The organism is Mycobacterium sp. NGS69, from assembly GCF_059812165.1.
This window is the reverse complement of the sequence record NZ_JCALCD010000001.1, coordinates 278,272-303,165: the sequence shown is the minus strand read 5'-3', so window position 1 is coordinate 303,165 and position 24,894 is coordinate 278,272. Positions and strand designations below refer to the sequence as shown.

Genomic DNA, 24,894 nt, shown 5'->3' with positions numbered 1-24,894 from the left:
GGGCTTACCGATCGGCGTCCGTGTAGCGGATGACGCCGCGAATGTTCTTGCCTTCCAGCATGTCCTGGTAGCCGTCGTTGATCTGCTCGAGCTTGTATTGGCGGGTGATCATGTCGTCCAGGTTGAGCTTGCCGGCCTTGTACATCGACAGCAGCTGCGGGATGTCGTATTGGGGGTTGCCGCCGCCGAAGATGGTGCCCTGCAGGTTCTTCTGCATCAGGGTGAGCATCGCCAGGTTCAGGTTCACGTTGGTGTCCAGCAGGCTACCGATCGCGGTCAGCACGCAGGTGCCGCCCTTTTGGGTGATGTTCAGGTAGGCGTCGACGTCGGCGCCGTGCAGCTCGCCCACCGTCACGACCACCTTGTGGGCCATCAGGCCGTAGGTGACTTCGGCCATGCCCGCCAGCGCGGCGTTGATGTCGGGGTAGACGTGGGTGGCGCCGAACTTCAGCGCCTGATCGCGCTTCCACTCCACCGGGTCGATCGCGAAGATGTAGCGCGCGCCCGCGTTGACGGCGCCCTGCAGCGCCGCCATGCCCACGCCGCCGACGCCGACGATGGCGACGTCCTGGCCCGGCCGGATGTCGGCGGTGCGGACCGCCGAACCGTAGCCGGTGGTGACGCCGCAGCCGACCAGGGCTGCGACCTCAAACGGGACCGACGGGTCGATCTTCACCACGGAGCTGCGGTGCACGACCATGTACGGCGAGAAGGTGCCCAGCAGCGTCATGGGGAAGACGTTCTGGCCGCGGGCCTGGATGCGGAAGGTGCCGTCGGATACCGCGGCACCGCCGAGCAGCCCGGCCCCGAGGTCACACAGGTTGCGCATGCCGGCCTGACACGTCGGGCAGGACCCGCAGGACGGGATGAACGACAGCACCACGTGGTCGCCCGGGGCGATGTCTTCCACGCCGGGGCCGACCTCGGTGACGATGCCGGCGCCCTCGTGGCCGCCCAGCACCGGGAAACCCGCCATCGGGATGCCGCCGGTAACTAGATGGTGATCCGAATGGCACATGCCGGCGGCTTCCATCTGGATCTTGACCTCATGCGCCTGCGGGTCGCCGATCTCGATTTCCTCGATGGACCACGGCTGGTTGAATTCCCAGATCAGCGCGCCTTTTGTTTTCATGAAGGACCTCCATCAGCATGCCCTGACCCGAGTATCGGTGAAAGGGACCGACCGGTACCGGACGGCAAGTTAGAACGTGTTCTCATTCGCAGACCATTATGACCTGCGTCACCGGGCTGTCGACAAGGGGTACCACCAACCGGTCGGGCGGTCACCAGATGGGTACCGGAGCCTCGCCGAGCGGGTAGTAGCCGGGCAGCCTCTCGCCGGCCAGGCTGCGCTCGATCCGTTTCTGCATGCCGGTGGACAGATCGCCGGACTCGATCAGGGTCGCGAACATCTTCGCGACGTGACCGAAGTCGAAGAAGTCGCGCTGCCACTCGATGAGCTGTTCGCCGTTGAGGCGGAACCAGCTGCCGCCGATGCCGTAGATCTCGTCCTGGGTGCCGTCGGTCTTGTTGACGATCTGCTTCCAGAAGCCGACGATCTCGCCCTGCTTCTCGTCGATGAGCACCTTCTGGTACTCGTAGACCCAGTTCTCCAGGCCCTCCATCTCCAGGCCGAGCGCAATGTCGCGGATCTCGTCGACGCCGACGCACATCACGTCCTCTTTGGGACCGATGTTCCAGCCGTAGGTCGCGTCCTTGGCGTAGAAGTCCGCCAGCGGCCGCCAGTCGCCGGCCTTTTCGCAGTCCCTGTTGACCTGCAGCCAGCGATCGACCCATGTCTCGAGGTCCTCGCGCGAGTGTGACGCCATGGTCAGTCTTCTTTCTCTTTGAGGAATAGTGCTTGCGTTGGGCACATAGCGACCGCGCGCTCGACGTCGTCGCGGGCGTCTTCGGGCGGTTCGGGGTCGAGGATCTCGACCTTGCCCCGCTTGGGCACCCGGAAGTAGTCCGGCGCCTCCAATTCACACATGGCGTGGCCCTGACACAAATCCAGATCCGCTTCGATCCTGAATCCGCCCATGGGACTGACTCCTTACGCGCTGCGCTTGCGGTAGCGGGCCTTGGCCGGCCGGGCGAGCTGGACGACCATCTTGGAGTGGTCGTTGTGGTAGCTGTCGGCGGGCTGCGCCATCTCGAACTCGTACTCGCGCAACAGAACCGAGAAGATCGCCTTGATCTGCATCTGGGCGAAGGCGGCGCCCACGCAGCGGTGCCGCCCCGCGCCGAACGGAATCCAGGTCCACCGGTTGACGATGTCGGCCTGCTCCGGCTTGTCGTAGCGGTCGGGCTTGAACGCGTCCGGATCGGGAAAGTCCTCGGGAATCCGGTTCGAAATCGCCGGCGAGGCCGCGACATAGTCGCCGTTGTGAATGGGGAAGCCCTCCACCTCGAACTCGCCCTTGGCGACCCGCATCAAGATGATCAGCGGCGGGTGCAGCCGCAGGGTCTCCTTGACCACGTTGTCCAGCTTCGGGATCTGGCGCAGGGCATGGAAACTCACCTCCTGGCCGTCGGCGTAGAGCTCCTCGAGCTCGGCCAGCACCTCGGCGTACACCTCGGGATGGCGGATCAGCTCGATCAGGGTCCACGCGGAGGTTCCAGAGCTGGTGTGGTGCCCGGCGAACATCAGCGAGATGAACATCCCGGTGACCTCGTCGGCCGAGAAGCGCAGGTTGCCCTCCTCGTCCTTGATCGAAACCAGCACGTCGAGCATGTCGCGGTCGGCCTTGTCCTTGGGCGGGTTTGCGATTCGCTGATCCATGATTTCCTGCACCAGCGCAACGAGTTTCACGCGCGCCTTGTCGCGGAGCTGGAAACTCTCGATCGGGAGGTACGGGTCGACGTAGCACAGTGGGTCGGTGCCCCGTTCCAGCTCGTGGTAGTACTCCGCGAATCGGTGGTCGAGCTGTTCGCGGAACTTCAGACCGATCAGGCAGGCCGTCGAGGTGTAGATGGTCAGCTCGGCGAAGAAGTCGAGCAGCTCGATCTCGCCCTCTTCGCCCCAGTCGGCGATCATCTTCTTCACTTCGCCCTCGATGGTGGCGGCGTGGCCCTTCATCTGCTCGCCGCGTAGCGCCGAGTTGTGCAGCATCTCCTTGCGCCGCTCCGGGCTGGCGTCGAACACCACTCCCTTGCCGAAGATCGGCGTCATGAACGGGTAGGCCTCGGCCTGGTCCAGGTCCTCGTCGGCGGACCGGAAAAAGAACTCGTTGGCCTTCGCGCCGGACAACAGGATGACATGCTTGTCCGCCAGCTGGAACCAACCCACGTCCCCGCATTCGTCTCGCACCCGTTGCATCAAACCGATTGGGTCGGTGCGGAATTCCTCCAGATGACCGTGCTCTTCTTCGCCGCCGGAAACCCGCGGCACGGTGGCGGTGGTTGTCATGACGGCATCCCCTCTTCGCCGAGTGCGAGCTTCTGGCGATCTTTCTTGTCGGCCAACGGGGCTTCGGGCTGAAGCTCCATGTTCGCGATGAACCCACCGCGCGGGGTCTCGGCGACGAAGTTGATGGCTCGTGCCAGGTCCGCCGCGCGCAGGAAGTAGTCGTGGCGGGCCTGGCCCCACTTGGCCCAGTCCTCAAGTGCGGGGCCGATCTTCTCGGCCGGCAGGCTCCAGCCCATCGACGTCTTGGTCGGGCCGGGGTGCACGATCGAGGCCCGCACGCCGGTGCCCTCGAGCTCCATCTGGAAGTTGGTGACCATCGCGACGAGTGCGGCCTTGGCCGCGCCGTAAGCGCCCATGTGCGGTCGCTGGCGCAGCGCCACATCAGAGCCGACGAAGATCAGGTCGCCGCGCTGCCGGTCGAGCATGCCCGGCAGCACCGCGGCGGCCAGCCGGTTTGCGCCGACGAGGTGGATTTGCAGCTGTGACTCGAATTCGTCGGTGGTGATCTCGGCGAGCTTGCCGAAGTAGGTGTCGCCCGCGCCGGCCACCAGCACCTCGATGTCGCCGAGCGCGTCGACCGACTGTGCGACAAAGGACTTCACCGAGTTCGGATCGGTGACGTCCAGGTGGAATCCGACCGCCTCGCCGCCCTCGGCGTTGATCTTTCCGACGATGTCGTTGAGCTTTTCCACCCGGCGGGCGCCCAGGGCCACCGGAAAGCCGTGCGCCGCGAGCTCGATGGCGGTGGCTTCCCCGATCCCGGAGGAGGCGCCCGCAACAATCGTGGGCCGACGTTCGGGCAACGGGTCAAAGCGGGGCATTCAGCGGACCTCCACGGTCATGGGTAGGTGAGCGAATCCGCGGACGTTGCTGGAGTGGACGCGGACGGCGTTGGCCTCGTCGACCTCATATCCGCGGATTCGCGTGAACAACTCGGTCAGTGCGACCCTGGCCTCCATCCGGGCGAGGTGGGCGCCCAGGCAGAAGTGCGCGCCGCTGCCGAAACTCAATAGCTTGGGCCCGATTTCGCGCCCGATCACGAAGTCGTCGGGGTTGTCGAAGACCCGCTCGTCGCGGTGGCCCGATCCGGGCAGCAGCAGGAGGACGTCGCCCTCCGGGATCGTGGTGTCGTACAGGGTGAGCTCCCCGGACACGGTGCGGGCCAGGATCTGGCTGGAGGTGTCGTAGCGCAGCGTTTCCTCGACCCACAGCGGCACCCGGGACAGGTCGGCATAGACGGGGCCCAGCTGATCGGGGTTCTTGTGACCCCAAAAGGCGGCGTTGGCAAGGAGTTTGGTCGTCGTCTCGTTGCCGGCGATCACCATCAGGAACATGAACCCGAGGATCTCGTCGTCGGTGAGGCGATCGCCGTCGATCTCGGCTTCCAGCAGCGCCGACGTCAGATCCTCCGTCAGCTTCTTGCGCCTCTCGGCCACCATCCCCTGGTAGTAGACGATGAGGTTGATGGAGGCCTCGACGGCCTCGGGCGGCACGTCGGTGACGCCCTCGTCGCGGTGCATCACGCCGTCAGCCCAGGCCCGGACCTGTGCTCGATCCGGTTCGGGGACACCCATCAGCTCGGAGATGACGTCCATGGGCAGCTTGCCGGCGAACTCGTCGATATAGTCGACGGTTCCGTCCTTCGACTTCTCCAGCATGGTGTCTAGGTGCCGCGTGGCTATTTCGGTGACGCGAGGCTCCAGTTCCCGAATCCGCCTCGGCGTGAAGCCCTTTGACACGAGCGTCCGCAGCCTCAGGTGGGCGGGATCGTCCATTGCCAGAAACGACATCGTCTTGGACGCGTGCGGGCCGCGCGACGCCGGATCCAGCGAGACTCCGTACTTGTTGGAAAGCGTTGTGCTGTTGCGGAACCCCTGCAGCACATCGTGATGTCGTGACAGTGCCCAGAAATTCAGTTCCTCGTTGCGGTACAGCGGCGCCTCGTCGCGCAGCCTCTTGTAATACGGATACGGATCCTCGTGGAAGTCGTAGTCGTAGGGATCCAAGACCGGCTTTTCGGTCTGTACGGTCATTGGTCTGCTCCGGGGTGGGGGAGGATGAGGCCGACGACGTAGCCGAGGCGGTCGGCGATCTGGTGATAGGTGAACTGGCCGCTGGCGGCCTGCACCAATGCGCCGAAGAACGCCATCTCGAGCGCCGAGACGGTGCTGGGGTCCGCGCCGGGCCCGATCGCGGTGGCGATGCGGCGGTGGATCTCCGCACCGATCCGGTCCCGCGCGGCGGCCACCGCGGGGTCGGTGCCGCCGCCGAGCAATGCGGTGGTGCATGCGGCGCCGACCTCGGGCTCATCGGCGACGACGAGCGCGAGGTGGCGCAGCACCTTGTCCACCCGGACCGGCATCGGGTCGTTGACGTCGGTGAAGTACGGGACTTGCCGGACCAGGTCGAGGTAGACCTCGGCGATCAAGTGGTTCTTCGACGAGAAGTAGGTGTAGGCGGTGGCCGGGGCGACCTTGGCGCGGGCGGCCACCGCGCGCACCGTCAGGTCGGCATAGGACTTCTCCCGCAGCGTTTCGATGCCGGCGGCGAGGACCTTGCGGAAGGTCTCCTCCTGGCGGCGGTTGCGCACAGGTTCCCCGGTCTTCCGGTCGGCCTGGGAGGTGATCGCAACCAGTGCATCGCTGGACACGTGTCCACGCTATCGGATGTCGGCGAGTGGAAGCAAGCATCATCGGTGAATACACAGGTGAACGCGGTATCCATTGACGGTGAACGGCCGCCGACGAGATCGGACCTTGCACCCCGGACCGCCCGGCGACTATGGTGCGAGACGGCAATATCGGACAACTGTCCACTCACCTTTGCGGGCCCCACGATCAGGCGGGAGCGGGAGACATGGCGTTACTGGCCGACGGCGCGAGCGCGCTGTTCATCGACGGCAAGCTGTCGCCCGGGAGTGCGGGGACTTTCCCGACGATCAACCCGGCGACCGAGGAAGTGCTGGGAGTCGCCGCCGACGCCGACGCCGACGACATGGGCCGCGCCATCGACGCGGCGCGGCGGGCCTTCGACGACACGGACTGGTCCCGCAACACCGAATTGCGGGTCCGGTGCGTGCGCCAGCTGCGGGAGGCGATGCAGGCGCACCTCGAAGAGCTGCGCGACCTGACCATCGCCGAAGTCGGCGCGCCGCGGATGCTCACCGCCATCGCCCAGCTCGAGGTCCCGGTCAACGACCTGGCATTCGCGGCCGACACGGCCGAGTCCTACGTGTGGAATCAGGATCTCGGCGAGGCGTCGCCGATGGGGATCCGCACCAGGCGCACCATTGCCCGCGAGGCCGTCGGTGTCGTCGGCGCCATCACGCCGTGGAACTTCCCGCACCAGATCAACCTCGCCAAGATCGGGCCCGCCCTGGCCGCCGGAAACACCGTGGTGCTGAAGCCCGCGCCCGACACGCCGTGGTGTGCGGCGGTGCTGGGGGAACTCATCGCCGAACACACCGACTTCCCGCCGGGGGTCGTCAACATCGTCACCTCCAGCGATCACGGTGTCGGCGCGCTATTGGCCAAAGACCCTCGGGTGGACATGGTTTCGTTCACCGGGTCGACGGCCACCGGGCGCAGCGTGATGGCCGACGGCGCCGCGACCATCAAGAAGGTCTTCCTCGAGCTGGGCGGCAAGTCGGCATTCGTCGTGCTCGACGACGCCGACTTGGGCGGCGCCGTCGGGGTTGCGGGATTCTCGGTGTGCATGCACGCCGGGCAGGGGTGCGCGATCACCACTCGGCTGGTGGTGCCGCGGGCACGGTACGACGAGGCCGTCTCCATCGCGGCCGCAACGATGGGCGGCATCAAGGCGGGTGACCCCACCGACCCCGGAACCATTTGCGGCCCGGTGATTTCGGCGCGCCAACGCGACCGGATACAGGGCTACCTCGACTCGGCGATCGCCGAGGGCGGGACGTTCGCGTGCGGCGGCGGCCGGCCGGCGGACCGCGAGGTCGGGTTCTTCATCGAGCCCACCGTGATCGCCGGCCTGGGTAACGACGCCCGCGTCGCGCGGGAGGAGATCTTCGGCCCGGTGCTCACGGTCATCCCGCACGACGGCGACGACGACGCCGTGCGCATCGCCAACGACTCGCCATACGGCTTGTCGAGCACGGTCTTTGGCGCTGACCCGGACCGGGCCGCCGGGGTCGCCGCCCGGATCCGGGCGGGCACCATCAACGTCAACGGCGGCGTCTGGTACTCCGCCGACGCGCCGTTCGGCGGCTACAAGCAGTCCGGCAACGGCCGCGAGATGGGTCTGCCCGGTTTCGAGGAATACCTGGAAATCAAGACCATCGCGACAGCGGTCAACTAGAGGAGTGGCATGCGATTCGAGAACAAGGTGGCCATCGTCACCGGATCCGGTGGCGGCATCGGGCAGGCGTACGCGGAGGCGCTGGCGCGCGAGGGCGCGGCCGTCGTCGTCGCCGACATCAACCTGCCGGGCGCCGAGAAGGTGGCCGACGGGATCAAGGGCGAGGGCGGAACGGCGCTGGCCATCCCGGTCGACGTTTCGGACCCGGCATCGGCCAAGGCGATGGCCGACCGCACGCTGGCCGAGTTCGGCGGCATCGACTACCTGGTCAACAACGCCGCGATATTCGGCGGCATGAAGCTGGATTTCCTGCTCACCGTCGACCCCGAGTACTACAAGAAGTTCATGAGCGTGAACCTCGACGGCGCGCTGTGGTGCACCCGCGCGGTGTACAAGAAGATGGCCAAGCGCGGCGGCGGGGCGATCGTCAACCAGTCCTCCACCGCAGCATGGCTTTACGCGAACTTCTACGCACTGGCCAAGGTCGGCATCAACGGCCTGACCCAACAGCTTTCGCGCGAGCTGGGCGGCCAGAACATCCGGATCAACGCGATCGCGCCCGGCCCCATCGACACCGAGGCCAACCGGACCACCACCCCACAGGAGATGGTCGCCGACATCGTCAAGGGCCTGCCGCTGTCGCGGATGGGAACGCCCGAGGACGTCGTCGGGATGTGCCTGTTCCTGCTGTCCGACGAGGCGTCGTGGATCACCGGACAGGTCTTCAATGTTGACGGCGGACAGATAATCCGGTCATGACCGACCACGCGAAGCTCGGCTACATCGGGCTGGGCAACATGGGCGCCCCGATGGCCACGAAGATGACCGAATGGCCCGGCGGGGTGACGGTCTACGACATTCGGGCCGACGCGATGACTCCGCTGGCCGAGAAGGGCGCCGCCCTGGCCGACAGCGTGGCCGACGTTGCCGCCGCGGACATCGTTCACGTCACCGTGCTGGACGATGCGCAGGTGCGGGAGGTCGTCGGCGAACTCGCGGCGCACGCCAAGCCCGGAACGGTCATCGCGATCCACTCGACCATCAGCGACACCACCGCCGTCGAGTTGGCCCGCGAGATGAAACCGCGCGACATCCACGTCGTCGACGCGCCCGTCAGCGGTGGCGCGGCCGCCGCCGCGAAGGGCGAGCTGGCCACCATGGTGGGAGCCGATCGCGAGGTGTACGAACGGATCAAGCCGGCGTTCAAACACTGGGCCGCGATGGTGATCCATGCCGGCGAGCCGGGCGCGGGGACCCGAATGAAGCTGGCGCGCAACATGTTGACGTTCACCTCGTACGCCGCGGCGTGCGAGGCCATGAAACTGGCCGAGGCGGCCGGCCTGGATCTGCAGGCGCTCGGGCGGGTGGTGCGCCACACCGATGCCCTTACGAGCGGCCCGGGGGCGATCATGGTGCGCGAGAACATGAACGACCTTGAGCCCGACAACTTCCTGTACCAGCCATTCCTGCACACCCGCGGGCTCGGCGAGAAGGACCTCAGCCTGGCGCTGGCGCTGGGCGAGTCGGTGGCGGTCGACCTGCCGCTGGCGCAGCTGGCCTTTGAGAACCTGGCGGCGGGCCTCGGCGTGCCACACACAGAGAAAGAGACGTAAATGGACGAACTGCGCCGCAAGGGCCTCGAGAAGATGAACGAGGTCTACGGCTGGGAGATGCCCAACATCGAGGGCGACGCGTACTTCGACCTGACCGTCGATCACCTCTTCGGCAGCATCTGGACCCGACCGGGCCTGTCGATGCGCGACAAGCGGATCATGACGCTGACGGCGGTGACCGCGATCGGCAATCGCGACCTGGCCGAGATCCAGATCAACGCCGCGCTGCTCAACGGAGAACTGTCCGAGACCGAACTGAAAGAAATGGCCGTCTTCCTGACCCACTATCTCGGGTTCCCGCTGGGGTCGGCGCTCAACGGCGCGGTCGACGCGGTCGTGGCCAAGCGCAAGAAGGCCGCGGCTAAGGGCGCCGGCGAGGACAAGAAGGCCAACGTGGACGCCGCGTTGAAGTTGCATTCCGGCAACGCTTCCGACTAGCTCCGCCGGGCAGACGCAGAATCGCACATTCCGAGGCGGAAACGTGCGATTGTGCGTCTGCTCGCGGTGATGACGGACTTCAGTAGGGCCGGGCGCCTTGCGGCATCACATATTCGGAAATCGGCCCGGACTCACCGTTGACTGTCGTGCCGCCGTTGAGGATGCCCGGCGCCATGTCGATCATGTTGTGCGGGAACCCGAACTGCGGCTTGGTGAGGGCGTCCAACCGGGCCAATTCGTCGGCACCCAGGCTCACGTCGACGGCGCGGAGGTTGTCGTCGAGCTGCGAGCGCCTGCGTGCCCCGATGATGACCGATGAGACGGCGCGCTGCGCGCTGACCCATGCCAGCGCCACGCTGGCGACCGACGTGTCGTGCGCCTTGGCGATCACCTCGAGTTCGTCGATCAGCGCGTAGGTCTTCTCGTTGAGGAAGCTGTCAACCATCGCGCCGCGATCGGCGTTGTGCTGCGCGGCGTTTCGGCGGGTGTACTTGCCGCTGAGCACGCCGCCCTTCAGCGGCGACCACGGTGTGATCCCAAGGCCGAATTCGGAGGCCATGGGCACGAGTTCCTGTTCGACGTCCCGTTCCAGTAGCGAGTACTCGACCTGCAGCCCGACGAATGCCGACCAACCGCGGAAGCGGGCGACGAGGTTGGCTTCGGCGATCTTCCACGCCGGGGTATCCGAAACGCCGACGTAGCGCACCTTGCCGGCCCGAACGAGGTCGTCGAGCGCCGCCATCGTCTCCTCGATCGGAGTGTTCGCGTCCCAGATGTGCAGCCAGTACAGGTCGATGTAGTCGGTCTGCAGGCGCCGCAACGAGTTTTCGCACGCGCTGATCAGTGATTTGCGGCCCGACCCGCCACCGTTCGGATCGCCGGGATAGAGGTTGCCGCTGAATTTGGTCGCGATCACGAGGCGGTCGCGGCGGGCGGGGTGGCGCCCGATGTGGTCGCCGATGATCTTCTCCGAGTGGCTCCGGGTATAGAAGTTGGCGGTGTCGATGAAGTTGCCGCCGAGCTCGGTGTACCGATCGATGATCTGTTGGGACTCTTCCACACTGGTGCCCCACCCGAGGTCTTCGCCGAATGTCATCGCGCCGAGGCACAGCGGGCTGACGCGCAAGCCGGAGCGTCCGAGTGTCACGTAGTGATCCAGAGGCATGGTGACCGCTTTCTGGTAGATTGTTCGCTTATGCGCTTGTTCCATTCTAAACTAGTTCATCTCTGAACGATCTGGCAAGTCAATGTCAGCGGTCGATGCGGCCAAGATCTGGTCGTTGAACTACCGGGTGCTGGTTTCGGTCATCTCTTGCGCCGAGGCCGACATCTGCGCGCTCGGGCTCGAGTCCAAGGAGCTGTTCCTGCTCGCCGAGATCGACGAGCATCCCTATCCGGCCGAACTGGCGGCGACGCTGAGCATGCCGAAGGCGACGGTGACCGTCTACCTGAAACGGCTTGAGGCGGCGGGATTCGTACGCCGCGAGATCGACCCCACCGACCTGCGGCGCCACCGGCTACTGCTCACCCCGGCCGGCCGAAAAACCGCCGCCGACGGCCTCGCGCTGCTGTCGGCGGAGTTCGAGAAGCGTCTCGGGCGCCTCAGTGCTGCGCAGCAAAAAGAGCTCAAAGGCCTGCTGGAGCGAATTGTCTGAACGGCTGGGCTAGTCTGACGTGTCGTGCGCGTCCTGGTGATCGGTTCCGGTGCCCGTGAGCATGCGCTGCTGCTGGCGCTTCGCGAAGACCCGCAGGTCACGGGGCTGGCCGTCGCCCCGGGCAATGCCGGGACCGGGCGGCTCGCCGAGCAGCACGACGTCGACATCACCTCGGGCGAGGAGGTCGTCGCCCTGGCGCGTGAAGTCCGCGCCGACCTGGTGGTGATCGGCCCCGAGGTGCCGCTGGTACTGGGGGTGGCCGACGCCGTGCGCGCCGCCGGGATCGTCTGCTTCGGGCCGAGCAAGGACGCCGCCCGCATCGAGGGCTCCAAGGCGTTCGCGAAGGAGGTCATGGCCGCCGCCGGTGTCCGCACCGCGGCCAGCGAAATCGTCGACAGCCCAGCGCGTTTGGATGCCGCCCTGGACCGGTTCGGGCCGCCCTCCGGTGACCCCGCCTGGGTGGTGAAGGATGACGCCCTGGCCGCCGGCAAGGGCGTGGTGGTTACCCCCGATCGGGATGTGGCGCGCGCGCACGCGGCAAGCCTGCTCGAGTCGGGGCACCCGGTGCTGCTGGAATCCTTTCTCGAGGGGCCCGAGGTGTCGCTGTTCTGCGTCGTCGACGGCGCCACGGTGGTGCCGCTGCTGCCGGCGCAGGACTTCAAGCGCGTCGGCGACGGCGACAGCGGACCCAATACCGGCGGCATGGGCGCCTACGCGCCGCTGCCGTGGCTGCCCGAGGACGTGTACCGGGAAATCGTCAGCGGAATCGTCGAACCCGTTGCGGCCGAACTCGTTCGGCGGGGCAGCCCGTTCTCCGGATTGCTCTACGTCGGCCTGGCGATGACCGGAAAAGGCCCCGCGGTGGTCGAATTCAATTGCCGCTTCGGGGATCCCGAGACCCAGGCCGTGCTGGCGCTGCTGGAGTCGCCGCTCGGCCAGCTGCTGCACGCCGCGGGCACCGGCACGCTCGCCGATTTCGGCGAGGTGCGGTGGCGCGAGGGCGCCGCGGTCACGGTGGTGCTGGCCGCCGAGAACTACCCCGGGCGCCCCCGTGTCGGCGACGTCGTCGTCGGGTCCGAAGCCGACGGGGTGTTGCACGCGGGAACCGCGCGGCGCGACGACGGCGCCGTCGTCTCCTCGGGCGGGAGGGTGCTGTCCGTGGTGGGCACCGGCGCGGACTTGTCGGCCGCCCGGGCGAACGCGTACGAGATCCTGAGTTCGATTCGATTGCCCGGCAGCCATTTCCGCAGCGACATCGCCCTTGCGGCCGCCGAGGGCAAGGTCAGCGTCTAGAAACCCGCCACCTGCCCGTCGCGGCGGGGATCGCTCACCGCCAGGTATCCGTCATCGAGGCGCCAGATCGCCTGGCAGCTGCCGAACTGGTTGTAGTCGTCGACGGCGACCAGGTCGTGTCCGCGCCGCCGCAGCTCGTCCAGCGTCGACTGCGGAAAACCCGTCTCGCAGCTGACTTGCACGCCCTGCACCCACCGGAACCGCGGGCCGTCACACGCGGCCTGCGGATTCTGCCCGTGGTCGGCGATGCGCACCATCACCTGCACGTGGCCCTGGGGCTGCATGGTGCCGCCCATCACCCCGAAGCTCATCACCGGGGCACCGTCCTTGGTGACGAACCCCGGGATGATCGTGTGATAGGGACGCTTGCCCGGCCCGACCCGATTCGGATGACCCTCCGCCACACCGAAATCCGCCCCCCTGTTTTGCAGGGAGACCCCGGTGCCCGGCACCACCACGCCCGAGCCGAACCCCATGTAGTTGGACTGGATCATCGACACCATCATCCCGCTGGAGTCGGCGGCCGTCAGATAGACGGTGCCCCCTCGCGGGGTGCCGGCCGACGCCGGCTTTGCCCGGGTTCGATCGATCAACCCCGCGCGCTCCCGCAGATATTCCTTGTCCAGCAAGCGATTCGGTGCCAGCTCCATGTGGTCGATGTCGGCGACATAAGCCTGCGCATCGGCGAAGGCCAGCTTCACCGCTTCGATCTGCAGGTGCACGCTGTCGGCGGAATCGGCCGGCAACGAAGACATGTCGAAGTGCTCCAGGATGCCCAACGCGATGAGGGCCACGATGCCCTGGCCGTTGGGCGGTATCTCGTGCACGGTGTATTCGCGGTAGCCGGCATCGATCGTGCCGACCCAGTCGGCGCGGTGCGCGGCGAGGTCGCCGGTCCGCATCGCCCCGCCGTTGGCGGACGCGTGCGCCTCGAGTTCGGCGGCAATGTCCCCGCGGTAGAACACCTCGCCGTTGGTGGCGGCGATTCGCTCGAGCGTGGCCGCGTGATCGGGAAACCTGAACAGCTCACCGGGTTTCGGCGCCCGCCCGCCGGGCAGAAACGCGTCGGCGAACCCGGGCTGGTCCTTGAACAGCGGCACCTGGGCCGCCCATTGCTCCGCGACCGTCGGCGAGACCAGAAAACCCTCGCGGCCGTAGGAGATCGCGGGCTCGAAGAGCTTCTCGAACGGAAGCCTGCCGAACTTGGCGTGCAGCTCGGCCCACGCCGACACCGCCCCCGGCACGGTCACCGAGTTCCAGCCGACCACCGGAACGGCGTTCCCGCCGAAGTATTGCGGCGTCCAGGCGGCGGGCGAACGACCGGATGCGTTCAGCCCGTGCAAGCGCTCGCCGTCCCAGACGATGGCGAACGCGTCCGAGCCGATGCCGTTGGACACCGGTTCCACCAGCGTCAGGGTGACGGCGGTGGCGATCGCGGCGTCCACCGCGCTGCCGCCGTCGGCGAGCATGCGCAGACCCGCCTGGGCCGCAAGGGGTTGCGACGTGCAGACGACGTTCGCGGCCAGAACGGGCTTTCGCGGCCAGGCGTAGGGGAGGCTCCAACCGAAGGGTGTGGTCACCTCCGCGAGCCTAACGCCACTGCGATTTTCGGCGCGATTTCTCGCAGTGAGGTTCGGCTCGCGGCCGAAGGTGAGCGCCTACGCCGTCAGCAGCGGCGCCATCCAGGTCAGTTCGGCCGGTAGTTGCGAGCTCCAGAACTCCCCGTTGTGCCCGCCAGGCGAGAAGCCGCCCGCGGGCGGGTTGGGCAGTTGCGCGATGAACTGCTTAGTCGCCCCGTAGAACGGGTCGCTATCGCCGCAATCCACCCGGATCGGGATCGACGCCAGCGCCGGCATCCCGAACACCGAGTTGGCCGCGAAGTCGTCGGGCCCGTCGAACGCGCCGGGCGCCGCGGCCCCGGACGACATCCACAACGCCGGGCTCACCGCACAGATCGCGGCGGTGCGCCCGGCTCCCAGCCGCCCGCCGAGCAGTAAGGCGCCGTAGCCGCCCATCGACCAGCCCAAAAACCCCAGTCGTGACGTGTCCAGGTCCTGGCTCCCGAGCATCGGGATCAGCTCGTCGAGCACCATGGCCCCGGCGTCCTCGCCGGAGGCCCTCTTGTGCCAGTAGCCGCCCCCGCCGTCCACGGCGACCACGGCGAACGGCGGCAACCCGGCGTTGACGGCCTGTGCGAGGCCCTGCTCCACCCCGCCCGCCATCACGGTGGACGCGTCGCTGCCCTTGCCGTGCAGCGCGATAACCGGCCGAAGGGCCTTGGTCTGCCCGGGCGGTCGCGCGATCGCCCAGTTGGTGCTGACCCCGCCGCGCGCCGCCGACACGAAGGAGCCCGTGACCATCGTCGGCGCAGGCTGGGCCGGTGCGGCGGGCTCGGGCGGCGCGAGTGGCGGGGGTCCCACCGGCGCCCGGGGCGCTCGTGTCGACACCGGCGTGGCGTGTGACGTGCGGGGCTGGAACACGATGTCGAGGGCGTATGCTCCCGTCGCACCGATGGCCGCGCTGGCGCCGAGACCGAGCAGGGTTCGGCGGCTCAGGTCGGGCATGCGGGCCATCATGCCATGGGCGTTTGGCCAAAATGGCAATGCAGTACCACTTTTGCTGGCACGATGGCTACTCGTGACTGCAGCAGTTACTCCAAAAGGAGAACGTCGACGGTATGCGCTCGTCAGCGCCGCCGCCGAGCTGCTTGCCGAGGGCGGGTTCGAAGCGGTGCGGCACCGGGCGGTCGCCCGGCGCGCCGGCCTGCCCTTGGCCTCAACCACCTACTACTTCTCGTCGCTGGACGACCTGATCGCGCGCGCCGTCGAGCACATCGGGATGATCGAGATCGCCCAGCTGCGCTCGCGGGTCAATGCGATGTCCCGGCGGCGTCGCGGACCCGAGACCACCGCTGAGGTGCTGGCGGACCTGCTGGTTGGCGATTTGTCGGACCCGGCGCTGACCGAGCAACTGATCTCCCGATATGAGCGGCACATCGCCTGCACGCGCCTGCCCGCCCTGCGCGAGACCATGCGCCGCAGCCTGCGCCAGCGCGCCGAGGCGGTGGCCGAGGCTTTGGAGCGATCCGGCCGATCCGTGCGCATCGAGCTGGTGTGCACGCTCATCTGCGCCGTCGACGGCTCGGTGGTTGCCGCGCTGGTCGAGGGCGGCGATCCGGCCGCCGCGGCGCTCGGGACCGTGGTCGAACTGGTCGACGTGCTCGCGCCCATCGACCCGCGCCCGGTGCAGATCTGACCCTTTAGCCGCGGGGCAGCGACGGCGTCACGATGCATCCGGTGGCCACGTCGCCATAGATCGTGATTTCGGCCGGGCGGCGCTGGGCGTACAACGCGACGTAGGCGCAGACGACGGCGTCGACCGGATCTTCCGCGCGGCGCAGTTCGCTTTTGCGTTGCGCGGCCACGACTTCCCGGCGCAGCTCCGCCCAGCCGCCGTGGCTCTCGACATGCAGCGGCACCGCGGCATGGGCAAGCTTTTCGATGCCATCCATCAGCAGCAGCAGTTCCGATTTGAGCCGCGCGACGTCGCGGCCCGGTTTGGCCTTGTACTTGAGGGTCCGCTCGAGCCGGAACACAACGACCGTCGCCGCGTGCGGGTAGACCTCGATGGCGCGCCGGGCGGTCGACGACCGCGGGTCCAGGTCGAGGCCCAGCGCCGCGGCCAGCCGCGCCGCGCGGGGCGTCTCGGCGAACTCCGGCCTGGCGGTGTTGCATGGGTGCGCGCCGGCCTCAAACCTGCGGAAATCGCGGTTGAGCGCCGCCTCGGCGGGCCGCTGGCCGTTCGCGTTGGTCACCACCAGCGGCGCGTCGAACGCCACCAGACAATCGCCCCGGGTGTAGGGCGACAAGGCGGCCAGCACGTCGGCGTCGTCGCGCGCGGCGCCGAGCTGCACGAGATGGCCGGCGGCGTCGACCACCGCGACGCCGGTCGGCTTGCGACCGCCCCAGGCGAGGTCCACGCCGGCGAAGTGCACCCGCACAGCGTATGGCCGCCGCCGTAAGCTGTGTGCTTGTGAGCATTCCGAACGTGCTGGCCACCCGGTACGCCAGCGCCGAAATGGTTGCGATCTGGTCGCCGGAGGCCAAGGTCGTCGCCGAGCGGCGGCTGTGGCTGGCCGTGCTGCGGGCCCAGGCCGAGCTCGGAGTCGACGTTCCCGCCGAGGCGATCGCCGACTACGAGCGGGCGCTCGACGACGTCGACCTGGCCTCGATCGCCAACCGCGAACGCGCGCTGCGCCACGACGTCAAGGCCCGCATCGAGGAATTCAACGCGCTGGCCGGGCACGAGCACGTGCACAAGGGGATGACCAGCCGCGACCTCACCGAGAACGTCGAGCAATTGCAGATCCGGCGGTCGCTGGAACTGGTTTTCTCCCACGGCGTTGCGGTGGCGGCGCGGCTCGCCGAACGGGCTCTGACCTACCGCGACCTGGTGATGGCCGGACGCAGCCACAACGTCGCCGCGCAGGCCACCACGTTGGGCAAGCGGTTCGCCTCCGCGGCCCAGGAGACGCTGATCGCGTTGGGCCGGCTGGGGGAGCTGATCGACCGTTACCCGCTGCGGGGCATCAAGGGCCCGATGGGCACCGCGCAGGACATGCTCGACCTGCTCGGCGGGGACGCGGCCAAGCTCACCGAACTCGAGGGACACATCGCCGACTTTCTCGGCTTCGCAACGGTTTTGACCAGCGTCGGGCAAATCTACCCGCGCTCGCTGGATCACGACGTGCTCTCCGCGCTGGTGCAGCTCGGCGCCGGCCCGTCGTCGATGGCGCACACCATCCGGCTGATGGCCGGGCACGAACTCGTCACCGAGGGGTTCGCCGAAGGGCAGGTCGGCTCGTCGGCGATGCCGCACAAGATGAACACCCGCAGTTGCGAACGGGTCAACGGGTTGCAGGTGGTGCTGCGCGGCTACGCATCGATGGCGGCCGAGCTGGCCGGCGCGCAGTGGAACGAGGGCGACGTGTTCTGCTCGGTGGTCCGCCGAGTTGCGTTGCCGGACAGCTTCTTTGCCATCGACGGGCAGATCGAGACGTTCCTGACCGTGCTCGACGAGTTCGGCGCCTACCCGGCGGTGATCGCCCACGAGCTGGATCGTTACCTGCCGTTCCTGGCGACCACCAAGGTACTGATGGCCGCGGTGCGCGCCGGCATGGGTCGCGAGGCGGCCCACCACGTGATCCGGGAACACGCGGTCGCGACGGCGCTGGCCATGCGGGAACGGGGCGCCGAGCCGGACCTGCTCGACCGCTTGGCCGCCGACGAGCGGCTGCCCCTGGACCGCGCGGCGCTGGACGCCGCGCTGGCCGACAAGAAGGCGTTCACCGGGGCTGCCGGCGACCAGGTGGACGAGGTGGTCGCGGCGGTGGAAGCGTTGGTGACCCGCTACCCGGACGCGGCCAAATACACCCCGGGCGCGATCCTGTGACGCTCGCGAGCTCGCTCTCGGGGATCGATTTCACCGACCTGGACAATTTCGCCGGCGGGTTCCCGCACGAGCTGTTTGCCGTCCACCGGCGAGAGGCGCCGGTGTTCTGGCACGAGCCGACCGACAACACCCCCGACGGCGAGGGTTTCTGGTCCGTTGCCACGTACGCGGAAACCCTTGAGGTGCTGAAGGACCCGGCAACGTACTCGTCGGTCACCGGTGGGCAAAGGCCATACGGCGGCACGCTGCTGCAGGACCTGGCCATCGCGGGCCAGGTGCTCAACATGATGGACGACCCCCGCCACACTCAGATTCGGCGACTCGTCAGCTACGGGCTGACACCGCGCATGATCGGCCGCGTCGAGGACGACCTACGGACCCGGGCGCGCCGGCTGCTCGACGCCGTGGTGCCGGGCGAACCGCTCGACTTCCTGGTCGACGTCGCCGCCGAACTGCCGATGCAGATGATCTGCATCCTGCTGGGAGTGCCTGAATCCGAACGCCATTGGCTGTTCCAGGCCATCGAGCCGCAGTTCGACTTCGGCGGCTCGCGCAAGGCCACGATGTCGCAGCTGTCCGACGCCGAGGCCGGGTCGCGGATGTACGCCTACGGCCAGGAACTGATCGCGGCCAAGCGCGCCGAGCCGACCGACGACATGCTGTCGGTCGTCGCGAACGCCACGGTCGACGACGAGGACGCGCCGGCGCTTTCCGATCTCGAGCTGTACCTGTTCTTCAGCCTGCTGTTCAGCGCGGGCGCGGAGACGACGCGCAACGCCGTCGCCGGCGGCCTGCTGGCGCTGGCCGAGCACCCGGAGCAATTGCGCGCGCTGCGTTCGGATTTCGGCCTGCTGCCGACGGCGGTCGAGGAGATGGTGCGGTGGACGTCGCCGTCGCCGTCGAAGCGGCGCACCGCCACCCGCGACGTCACCCTCGGCGGCCAGGCCGTGCGGGCGGGACAGAAGGTCCAGATCTGGGAGGGCTCGGCCAACCGCGACGCCGACGTGTTCGACCGCCCCGACGAATTCGACATCGACCGGAAGCCGAACCCGCACTTGGGATTCGGCCAAGGGATCCATTATTGCCTGGGCGCCAATCTGGCCCGGCTGGAGCTGAGGGTCCTGTTCGAGGAACTGCTGACGCGCTTCGGCGGTGTGCGGGTCGCCCGGTCCGTCGAATGGACGCGTAGCAATCGGCACACCGGCATTCGGCACCTGGTTGTGGAGCTACTCGAGGAATAGTGACGCTCCGGGTCGTCGATGCCGAGCCGTCACCCGATGTGTTCGCCGCGGTGATGGCGACCGGAATCTTGTCGATCGGCGCGCGCGATCACGGATACGGGTGCTGGTCTTCCCGCTGGGCATGTACCCCGCCGCCAGCTACGCCATGGCCGCCGAGATCGGTCTGCGTTGGCTGACCACGGTTTCGCTGGTCTTCTTCTGGGACGCGTTGGCGGCGTGGCTGATTGTGGCCATCGCCGGGCTGCTGCGCCTGTGGCGGCCGGTGGGTGACCGCCGATGAGCGCAAATTCGCGCCTCGAAGTGATCTGCCACACACGAACCTGCATAATCTCCCCGTGACCAAATCTTCCCGTGTTCGCTCGTTCGTTGTTGCACTGCTCGCTGCGCTGCCGATGCTGGCGATTCCGGTCGCCGCCGCGGACCCGCCACAGGGCGCGCACATCACCGACATCCAGCACATCAATGACCGTTGGGACAAGGTCTCCGTGTACTCGCCCGCGATGAACACCGTCATCGTGAACGATGTCTACAAGGCCCCCAACGCGGGTGCACCCGCCTTCTACCTGCTGCCCGGCATCGACGGCGGCGACAACAGCGCTTGGTTCGGGATCACCGACATCCAGGGATTCTTCGCCAACAAGAACGTCAACGTCGTCTCGCCCCTCGGCGGTGCCTTCAGCTGGTGGACCAACTGGGTCAACGACGGCGGCAAGCAGTTTCAGACGTACATGACCAGGGAACTGCCCCCGTTGATCAACGCGCAGTACCACGCCAACGGCAAGAACGCGGTCGGCGGATTGTCCAGCACCGGCGGCACCGCCATCGACTACGCCGTTCAGGCGCCGGGCGTCTACCGGGCCGTCGCTTCCTACAGCGGTTTTCCGTCCGTTTCCGATCCGGATGAGGCCCAACAGGTCGCGCTGACCCTGGCGAGTGGCGGCCAAAGCGCCGAGAACATGTGGGGACCCCTGGGCGGCCCCGGTTGGGTGGCCCACGACCCGTCCAAGAACGCCGGGAAGCTGAGGGGCGTCGCGGTTTACGCCGCCGCGTCCGGCAGCGGCGGCGTGGGTGACGTGGACCGGCTGCCCGCGGGCTTCGGCCCGAACGTCGCCGGCGGCCTGATCGAGCGCATTACCGCGGACAGCACCAAGCGGTTCGCCGACGCCGCGAACGCCGCGGGGGTGCCGATCACCTACGTCGTCCGTCCGGAGGGCTCGCACACCTGGGGCCTCTTCGAGTCGGAGATGCAGGAGTCCTGGCACACCACCGTCGGACCCGCGCTCGGCGCATAGCGGGCTAGCGCGCGCGCAGGGCGATCCCGGCCGACCGTAGTTCCAGCGCGGCCAGCGCCCGGATGGTGGCCGGATCCTCGTGCCGCCACCCGCCGACCGGGTCCGCGCTGATCGCTGCCAGCTTGCGCGGCGCCCGGTTGGTCAGGGCCCGTAGCGCCAGCAGCTGTTCGCCGGCCGGCGTCGCGGCCAGGCCGCTGACGGTCCACTTGCGCCGGAAGAACCGGAGCCGCAGCAACAGCCACGGGATGACCACGATGAGCAGCGGCACCGCGACGACGGCGAGCGCCGCCAGCACCGCGAGCCAGCCCGCGGTGGTCTCCAGGCTGTGTCCGGCCCCAGCGATGTCGAGGGCGGCCGCGCTGGCCGAGGCGAGTGGCTGGCTGACCGCGTCGCCGACCACCGGGATGTTGTGCGCGCCCTGGCCGGCCGACGCCAGGTTGCCCGCCACCCCGTTCGCGCCGATCTCGACCTGCCGGCCGGCCTCGGCGATGGTCGAGATGGCGTCGTAGACGGCCGTGCCGACGACCAGCCACAGCGCCGTCCACAGGAAGATGGCGAAGTCGCTGAACAGTTGGACGGCCAGCCGGCCTGGCGTGGTGGCATAAGGCAGAACCCGCGATGGCAGCGATGTCATAGCGCAATACCAGCACAGGGCCCGCCGTACGGCGCCCGATAGGCTGGCTCGATGCGCCCTGCACTGTCCGAGTACGAGCATTTGGCCAGCGGCAAGGTCCGCGAGATCTACCGCGTCGACGATGAGCACCTGCTGCTGGTGGCGAGCGACCGGATCTCCGCGTACGACTACGTCCTCGACAGCACGATCCCGGACAAGGGACGCATTCTGACCGCGATGAGCGTCTTCTTCTTCGGCCTCGTCTCGAAGCTTGCCCAAGCCCCCAACCACCTGGCCGGACCGCCCGACGACCCGCGCATCCCCGACGAGGTGCTGGGCCGAGCGCTGGTGGTGCGCCGGCTCGAGATGCTTCCGGTGGAGTGCGTGGCCCGCGGATACCTGACCGGCTCGGGGTTGTTGGACTACCAGGCGACCGGCAAGGTCTGCGGCATCGCGCTGCCACCCGGGCTGGTGGAGGCCAGCAAGTTCGCGAACCCGCTGTTCACGCCGGCGACCAAGGCAGCGTTGGGCGACCACGACGAGAACATTTCGTTCGCCCGGGTCATCGAGTTGGTGGGCGCGGTGCGGGCCAACCAGCTACGCGACCGCACGCTGCAGATCTACATTCAGGCCGCCGACCACGCGCTCACGAGGGGAATCATCATCGCCGACACCAAGTTCGAATTCGGCACCGACCGCGACGGCAACCTGCTGCTGGCCGACGAGATCTTCACCCCGGATTCCTCGCGGTACTGGCCGGCCCGCGACTACCGGGCCGGCGTGGTCCAGACCAGTTTCGACAAGCAGTTCGTCCGCAACTGGCTGACCAGCCCCGAGTCCGGTTGGGTTCGCCACGGGTCCCAGCCCCCGCCGCCGCTTCCCGACGACATCATCGACGCCACCCGGAGCCGTTACATCGAGGCGTACGAGCGCATTTCGGGCCTGAGTTTCGGCGACTGGATCGGCCCGGGCGCATGACGGACGCCGCACTGGACTCGCCCACGCCGCCCGTCGCGAAGCGGGTGGAGACCCGGCGGGAATTCCACGGTGACGTCTTCATCGATCCGTACGAATGGCTGCGCGACAAGGCCGACCCGGAGGTCATCGGCTACCTGGAGGCCGAGAACGACTACGTCGACGCGATGACGGCGCACCTGGAACCGTTGCGGCAGAAGATCTTCGATGAGATCAAGTCGCGCACCAAGGAGACGGATCTGTCGGTGCCGACCCGGCAGGGCGACTGGTGGTACTACGCGCGCACCTTCGAGGGAAAGCAGTACCGAGTCCAGTGCCGTTGCCCGGTCGCCGATCCCGATGACTGGGATCCGCCGGTCCTCGACGAGAACACCGAAATCCCCGGCGAGCAGGTCCTGCTCGACTCGAACGTAGAAGCCGAGGGTCACGAGTTCTTCGCCCTGGGCGCCGCGATGGTCAGCCTGGACGGCAATCTGCTGGCGTACTCCGTCGATACCGTCGGCGACGAACGTTATACCCTGCGGTTCAGGGACTTACGCACCGGCGAGCAGTACCCCGACGAGATCGCCGACATCGCGGCGGGAGCGACCTGGGCGGCCGATAACCGCACGGTGTACTACCTGACCCTGGACCCGGCTCATCGTCCCGACAAGGTCTGGCGTTACCGGCTCGGCGCAGGCGAGCCGTCGGAGCTGGTGTATCACGAAGCCGACGAACGGTATTGGCTCGGTGTTGGGCTCACCCGAAGCGAGAAGTACGTGTTCATCGCCGCGGGCTCGTCCATCACCTCCGAGATCCGCTACGCCGACTCCGCCGACCCGCAGGCATCGTTCGCCGTCGTGCTGCCACGGCGCGAAGGCGTCGAGTATTCGGTCGAGCACGCGGTGGTCGGCGGTCAGGACCGATTCCTGATCCTGCACAACGACGGCGCGGTGAACTTCACGCTCACCGAGGCGCCCGTCAGCGATCCGACGCGGCAGCGCACCCTGATCCCGCACCGCGACGACGTCCGGCTCGACGGACTGGATGCCTTCGCCCGTCACCTGGTGGTCAGCTACCGCCGCGAGGCGTTGCCCCGAATTCAACTGTGGCCCATCGGTTCCGACGGACAATACGGTGAACCCGAGGAGATCTCGTTCGACTCGGAGCTGATGTCGAGCGGGCTTGGTGGCAATCCGACCTGGGATTCGCCCAAGCTGCGGATTAGGGCGGGGTCGTTGGTCACCCCGGCGCAGGTATACGACATCGACCTCGCCACCGGCGAGCGCACGTTGCTGCGCGAGCAACCCGTGCTCGGCGGCTACCGGCCCGCCGACTACGTGGAACGGCGGGACTGGGTGAGCGCGGACGACGGGACCCGGATCCCGGTGTCGATCGTGCACCGCGCCGGGCTCGAATTTCCTGCGCCGGCCCTGCTCTATGGTTACGGCGCATACGAGATATGCACCGACCCAAGCTTTTCCATCGCCCGCCTGTCGTTGCTGGACCGGGGCATGGTGTTCGCCATCGCCCACGTCCGCGGCGGCGGGGAGATGGGCCGGCTGTGGTACGAGCACGGCAAGCTCTTGGAGAAGAAGAACACCTTCACCGACTTCGTGGCCGTGGGAAGGCATTTGGTTGACTCGGGCCTGACCCGACCGCAGCAGCTGGTCGCGCTCGGGGGCAGCGCGGGCGGCCTGCTGGTGGGTGCGGTGGCGAACCTGGCGCCGGACCTCTTCGCCGGGATCCTCGCGCAGGTCCCGTTCGTCGACCCGCTGACCACCATCCTCGATCCCTCCTTGCCGCTGACCGTCACCGAATGGGACGAATGGGGAAACCCGCTGAGCGACAGCGATGTTTACTCGTACATGAAGTCGTATTCGCCCTACGAGAACGTCGAGCCCAGACGGTATCCGGCCATCCTGGCGATGACGTCGTTGAACGACACCCGCGTCTACTACGTCGAGCCGGCCAAGTGGGTCGCGGCGCTGCGCCACGCCAACGCCGACGGCAACCCGATCCTGTTGAAGACCCAGATGAACGCGGGGCACGGCGGCGTCAGCGGCCGCTACAAGGCGTGGCAGGAAACCGCGTTCCAGTACGCCTGGCTGCTAGCCGCTGCCGGCCGCGACCGCTACGGCGGCGGCCAGGAAGACGACCTGCATCGCGGCCCGCAGGGGTAGCCGGGTCGTCATCGACTTGGGCGGATCAGGCATCCGGGAGGCGTAGACGTTGGCCGGGAACATGGCCAGCATCAGCACCGCGAGGCACACGGCGGCCGCCACCCGGGTCACCGGAACGAGCAAACCCACGGCCCCCGTCAGCTCCAGCAGTCCGGTGATGGTGACCAGGTAGCCGGGGGCGGGCAGGCGCGGCGGCACGATCGCGACGAGGTCGCGCCGCAGCGGCGGCGCGAAGTGCGCGAGTCCGGTCAGCAGGAACATCGCCGCGAGGCCGACGGCGAGCGCGGCCGTCCAGTTGTTGACGTAGGCGACGCCGAGCCAGCCGATGCTCCGGGCCGCGATGGTGCTCAACAGCAGCGTGATCAACGGGGCCATCTGAATCATTCCAATCTAGACACTGACAAGATTTCTAGCATCCGAAGGTAA

The 24,894-nt window shown here is 67.8% G+C and carries 25 protein-coding genes and 1 pseudogene; 13 read left to right on the top strand and 13 right to left on the bottom strand.

The features are described 5' to 3' along the window. Nucleotides 1-4: 4 nt before the first annotated feature. The 7 genes from AC5Y2S_RS01610 to AC5Y2S_RS01580 form a co-directional block, all read right to left on the bottom strand. A complete protein-coding gene (locus AC5Y2S_RS01610) occupies nucleotides 5-1,132 on the bottom strand; it encodes an NDMA-dependent alcohol dehydrogenase (RefSeq protein WP_499953380.1) in 1,128 nt (375 codons plus the stop codon). A gap of 151 nt (nucleotides 1,133-1,283) precedes the next feature. Further along, on the bottom strand, nucleotides 1,284-1,829 hold the full coding sequence (locus AC5Y2S_RS01605) for a nuclear transport factor 2 family protein (RefSeq protein WP_499953378.1): 546 nt from the start codon (nucleotides 1,827-1,829) through the stop codon (nucleotides 1,284-1,286). Between the two features lie 2 nt (nucleotides 1,830-1,831). Then, complete coding sequence (gene fdx, locus AC5Y2S_RS01600; protein ID WP_499903717.1) at nucleotides 1,832-2,041, bottom strand: ferredoxin Fdx; 210 nt, start codon at nucleotides 2,039-2,041, stop codon at nucleotides 1,832-1,834. A gap of 12 nt (nucleotides 2,042-2,053) precedes the next feature. Then, nucleotides 2,054-3,409, bottom strand: a complete 1,356-nt coding sequence (cyp51, locus tag AC5Y2S_RS01595; protein WP_499953376.1) for a lanosterol 14-alpha demethylase — start codon at nucleotides 3,407-3,409, stop codon at nucleotides 2,054-2,056. Continuing rightward, nucleotides 3,406-4,230, bottom strand: a complete 825-nt coding sequence (locus AC5Y2S_RS01590; RefSeq protein WP_499953374.1) for an SDR family oxidoreductase — start codon at nucleotides 4,228-4,230, stop codon at nucleotides 3,406-3,408. The genes cyp51 and AC5Y2S_RS01590 overlap by 4 nt, the downstream gene beginning before the upstream one ends. Further along, nucleotides 4,231-5,442 carry a cytochrome P450 gene (locus AC5Y2S_RS01585; protein ID WP_499953373.1) on the bottom strand — a complete coding sequence of 404 codons (1,212 nt, stop codon included), beginning with the start codon at nucleotides 5,440-5,442 and terminating at the stop codon, nucleotides 4,231-4,233. It lies immediately after the preceding gene. After that, a complete protein-coding gene (locus tag AC5Y2S_RS01580) occupies nucleotides 5,439-6,059 on the bottom strand; it encodes a TetR/AcrR family transcriptional regulator (RefSeq protein WP_499903713.1) in 621 nt (206 codons plus the stop codon). The genes AC5Y2S_RS01585 and AC5Y2S_RS01580 overlap by 4 nt, the downstream gene beginning before the upstream one ends. Before the next feature lie 206 nt (nucleotides 6,060-6,265). On the opposite strand from AC5Y2S_RS01580, the gene AC5Y2S_RS01575 reads away from it, so the two are divergent. The 4 genes from AC5Y2S_RS01575 to AC5Y2S_RS01560 are packed head-to-tail and all read left to right on the top strand — an operon-like array spanning nucleotide 6,266 to nucleotide 9,786. After that, nucleotides 6,266-7,735, top strand: coding sequence for an aldehyde dehydrogenase (locus tag AC5Y2S_RS01575; RefSeq protein ID WP_499953371.1), 1,470 nt, complete (start codon nucleotides 6,266-6,268; stop codon nucleotides 7,733-7,735). 9 nt (nucleotides 7,736-7,744) lie between these two features. Continuing rightward, nucleotides 7,745-8,494 carry an SDR family oxidoreductase gene (locus AC5Y2S_RS01570; protein ID WP_499953370.1) on the top strand — a complete coding sequence of 250 codons (750 nt, stop codon included), beginning with the start codon at nucleotides 7,745-7,747 and terminating at the stop codon, nucleotides 8,492-8,494. Next, on the top strand, nucleotides 8,491-9,348 hold the full coding sequence (locus AC5Y2S_RS01565; protein ID WP_499953368.1) for an NAD(P)-dependent oxidoreductase: 858 nt from the start codon (nucleotides 8,491-8,493) through the stop codon (nucleotides 9,346-9,348). Before AC5Y2S_RS01570 ends, AC5Y2S_RS01565 begins: the two co-directional genes overlap by 4 nt. After that, entirely contained in the window at nucleotides 9,349-9,786 is a 438-nt protein-coding gene (locus tag AC5Y2S_RS01560; protein ID WP_499953367.1) for a carboxymuconolactone decarboxylase family protein, read from the top strand. It abuts the gene before it with no gap. A gap of 79 nt (nucleotides 9,787-9,865) precedes the next feature. Here the strand turns inward: AC5Y2S_RS01560 and AC5Y2S_RS01555 are convergent, their stop codons facing one another. Further along, complete coding sequence (locus tag AC5Y2S_RS01555) at nucleotides 9,866-10,951, bottom strand: aldo/keto reductase (RefSeq protein WP_499953365.1); 1,086 nt, start codon at nucleotides 10,949-10,951, stop codon at nucleotides 9,866-9,868. Nucleotides 10,952-11,066: 115 nt separating this feature from the next. On the opposite strand from AC5Y2S_RS01555, the gene AC5Y2S_RS01550 reads away from it, so the two are divergent. Both AC5Y2S_RS01550 and purD read left to right on the top strand, forming a co-directional pair. Continuing rightward, nucleotides 11,067-11,441: a MarR family winged helix-turn-helix transcriptional regulator gene (locus AC5Y2S_RS01550; protein ID WP_499953364.1), complete on the top strand. Its 375-nt coding sequence runs from the start codon at nucleotides 11,067-11,069 to the stop codon at nucleotides 11,439-11,441. Between the two features lie 24 nt (nucleotides 11,442-11,465). Continuing rightward, nucleotides 11,466-12,734 carry a phosphoribosylamine--glycine ligase gene (gene purD / locus AC5Y2S_RS01545; protein ID WP_499953362.1) on the top strand — a complete coding sequence of 423 codons (1,269 nt, stop codon included), beginning with the start codon at nucleotides 11,466-11,468 and terminating at the stop codon, nucleotides 12,732-12,734. Here purD and AC5Y2S_RS01540 read toward each other — a convergent pair. Both AC5Y2S_RS01540 and AC5Y2S_RS01535 read right to left on the bottom strand, forming a co-directional pair. Then, complete coding sequence (locus AC5Y2S_RS01540; RefSeq protein ID WP_499953361.1) at nucleotides 12,731-14,314, bottom strand: gamma-glutamyltransferase family protein; 1,584 nt, start codon at nucleotides 14,312-14,314, stop codon at nucleotides 12,731-12,733. The genes purD and AC5Y2S_RS01540 overlap by 4 nt on opposite strands. A 78-nt stretch (nucleotides 14,315-14,392) precedes the next feature. After that, on the bottom strand, nucleotides 14,393-15,310 hold the full coding sequence (locus tag AC5Y2S_RS01535) for an alpha/beta hydrolase (protein ID WP_499953359.1): 918 nt from the start codon (nucleotides 15,308-15,310) through the stop codon (nucleotides 14,393-14,395). A gap of 61 nt (nucleotides 15,311-15,371) precedes the next feature. Here AC5Y2S_RS01535 and AC5Y2S_RS01530 point away from each other — a divergent pair, with 61 nt between their 5' ends. Further along, entirely contained in the window at nucleotides 15,372-15,989 is a 618-nt protein-coding gene (locus AC5Y2S_RS01530) for a TetR/AcrR family transcriptional regulator (protein ID WP_067011242.1), read from the top strand. A gap of 4 nt (nucleotides 15,990-15,993) precedes the next feature. Here the strand turns inward: AC5Y2S_RS01530 and AC5Y2S_RS01525 are convergent, their stop codons facing one another. Next, nucleotides 15,994-16,728 (bottom strand): DUF429 domain-containing protein, encoded by a 735-nt coding sequence (locus AC5Y2S_RS01525; RefSeq protein ID WP_499953358.1) that lies wholly within the window; start codon nucleotides 16,726-16,728, stop codon nucleotides 15,994-15,996. Nucleotides 16,729-16,766: 38 nt separating this feature from the next. Here AC5Y2S_RS01525 and purB point away from each other — a divergent pair, with 38 nt between their 5' ends. The 4 genes and pseudogenes from purB to AC5Y2S_RS01505 all read left to right on the top strand — a co-directional run bounded on the left by purB (nucleotide 16,767) and on the right by AC5Y2S_RS01505 (nucleotide 20,718). Further along, the gene (purB, locus tag AC5Y2S_RS01520; RefSeq protein WP_499953356.1) at nucleotides 16,767-18,185 is read left to right on the top strand and encodes an adenylosuccinate lyase; all 1,419 of its coding nucleotides are present in this window, start codon (nucleotides 16,767-16,769) and stop codon (nucleotides 18,183-18,185) included. Then, nucleotides 18,182-19,426, top strand: a complete 1,245-nt coding sequence (locus AC5Y2S_RS01515; protein WP_499953354.1) for a cytochrome P450 — start codon at nucleotides 18,182-18,184, stop codon at nucleotides 19,424-19,426. Before purB ends, AC5Y2S_RS01515 begins: the two co-directional genes overlap by 4 nt. Before the next feature lie 106 nt (nucleotides 19,427-19,532). After that, nucleotides 19,533-19,706 (top strand): annotated as a pseudogene (locus AC5Y2S_RS01510) (tellurite resistance/C4-dicarboxylate transporter family protein); the annotation flags it as partial. Between the two features lie 55 nt (nucleotides 19,707-19,761). After that, on the top strand, nucleotides 19,762-20,718 hold the full coding sequence (locus tag AC5Y2S_RS01505) for an alpha/beta hydrolase (RefSeq protein WP_499953352.1): 957 nt from the start codon (nucleotides 19,762-19,764) through the stop codon (nucleotides 20,716-20,718). Between the two features lie 4 nt (nucleotides 20,719-20,722). On the opposite strand, the gene AC5Y2S_RS01500 is transcribed toward AC5Y2S_RS01505, so the two are convergent. Next, nucleotides 20,723-21,343 (bottom strand): hypothetical protein, encoded by a 621-nt coding sequence (locus AC5Y2S_RS01500; RefSeq protein WP_499954314.1) that lies wholly within the window; start codon nucleotides 21,341-21,343, stop codon nucleotides 20,723-20,725. A gap of 60 nt (nucleotides 21,344-21,403) precedes the next feature. Here AC5Y2S_RS01500 and AC5Y2S_RS01495 point away from each other — a divergent pair, with 60 nt between their 5' ends. Together AC5Y2S_RS01495 and AC5Y2S_RS01490 are read left to right on the top strand one after the other, a co-directional pair. Then, nucleotides 21,404-22,309 carry a phosphoribosylaminoimidazolesuccinocarboxamide synthase gene (locus AC5Y2S_RS01495; protein WP_499953351.1) on the top strand — a complete coding sequence of 302 codons (906 nt, stop codon included), beginning with the start codon at nucleotides 21,404-21,406 and terminating at the stop codon, nucleotides 22,307-22,309. Continuing rightward, entirely contained in the window at nucleotides 22,306-24,468 is a 2,163-nt protein-coding gene (locus AC5Y2S_RS01490) for a S9 family peptidase (protein ID WP_499953349.1), read from the top strand. Before AC5Y2S_RS01495 ends, AC5Y2S_RS01490 begins: the two co-directional genes overlap by 4 nt. Here the strand turns inward: AC5Y2S_RS01490 and AC5Y2S_RS01485 are convergent. Then, on the bottom strand, nucleotides 24,397-24,843 hold the full coding sequence (locus tag AC5Y2S_RS01485; protein ID WP_499953348.1) for a DoxX family protein: 447 nt from the start codon (nucleotides 24,841-24,843) through the stop codon (nucleotides 24,397-24,399). The two genes, AC5Y2S_RS01490 and AC5Y2S_RS01485, sit on opposite strands and share 72 nt — an antisense overlap. Between the last annotated feature and the right edge of the window lie 51 nt (nucleotides 24,844-24,894).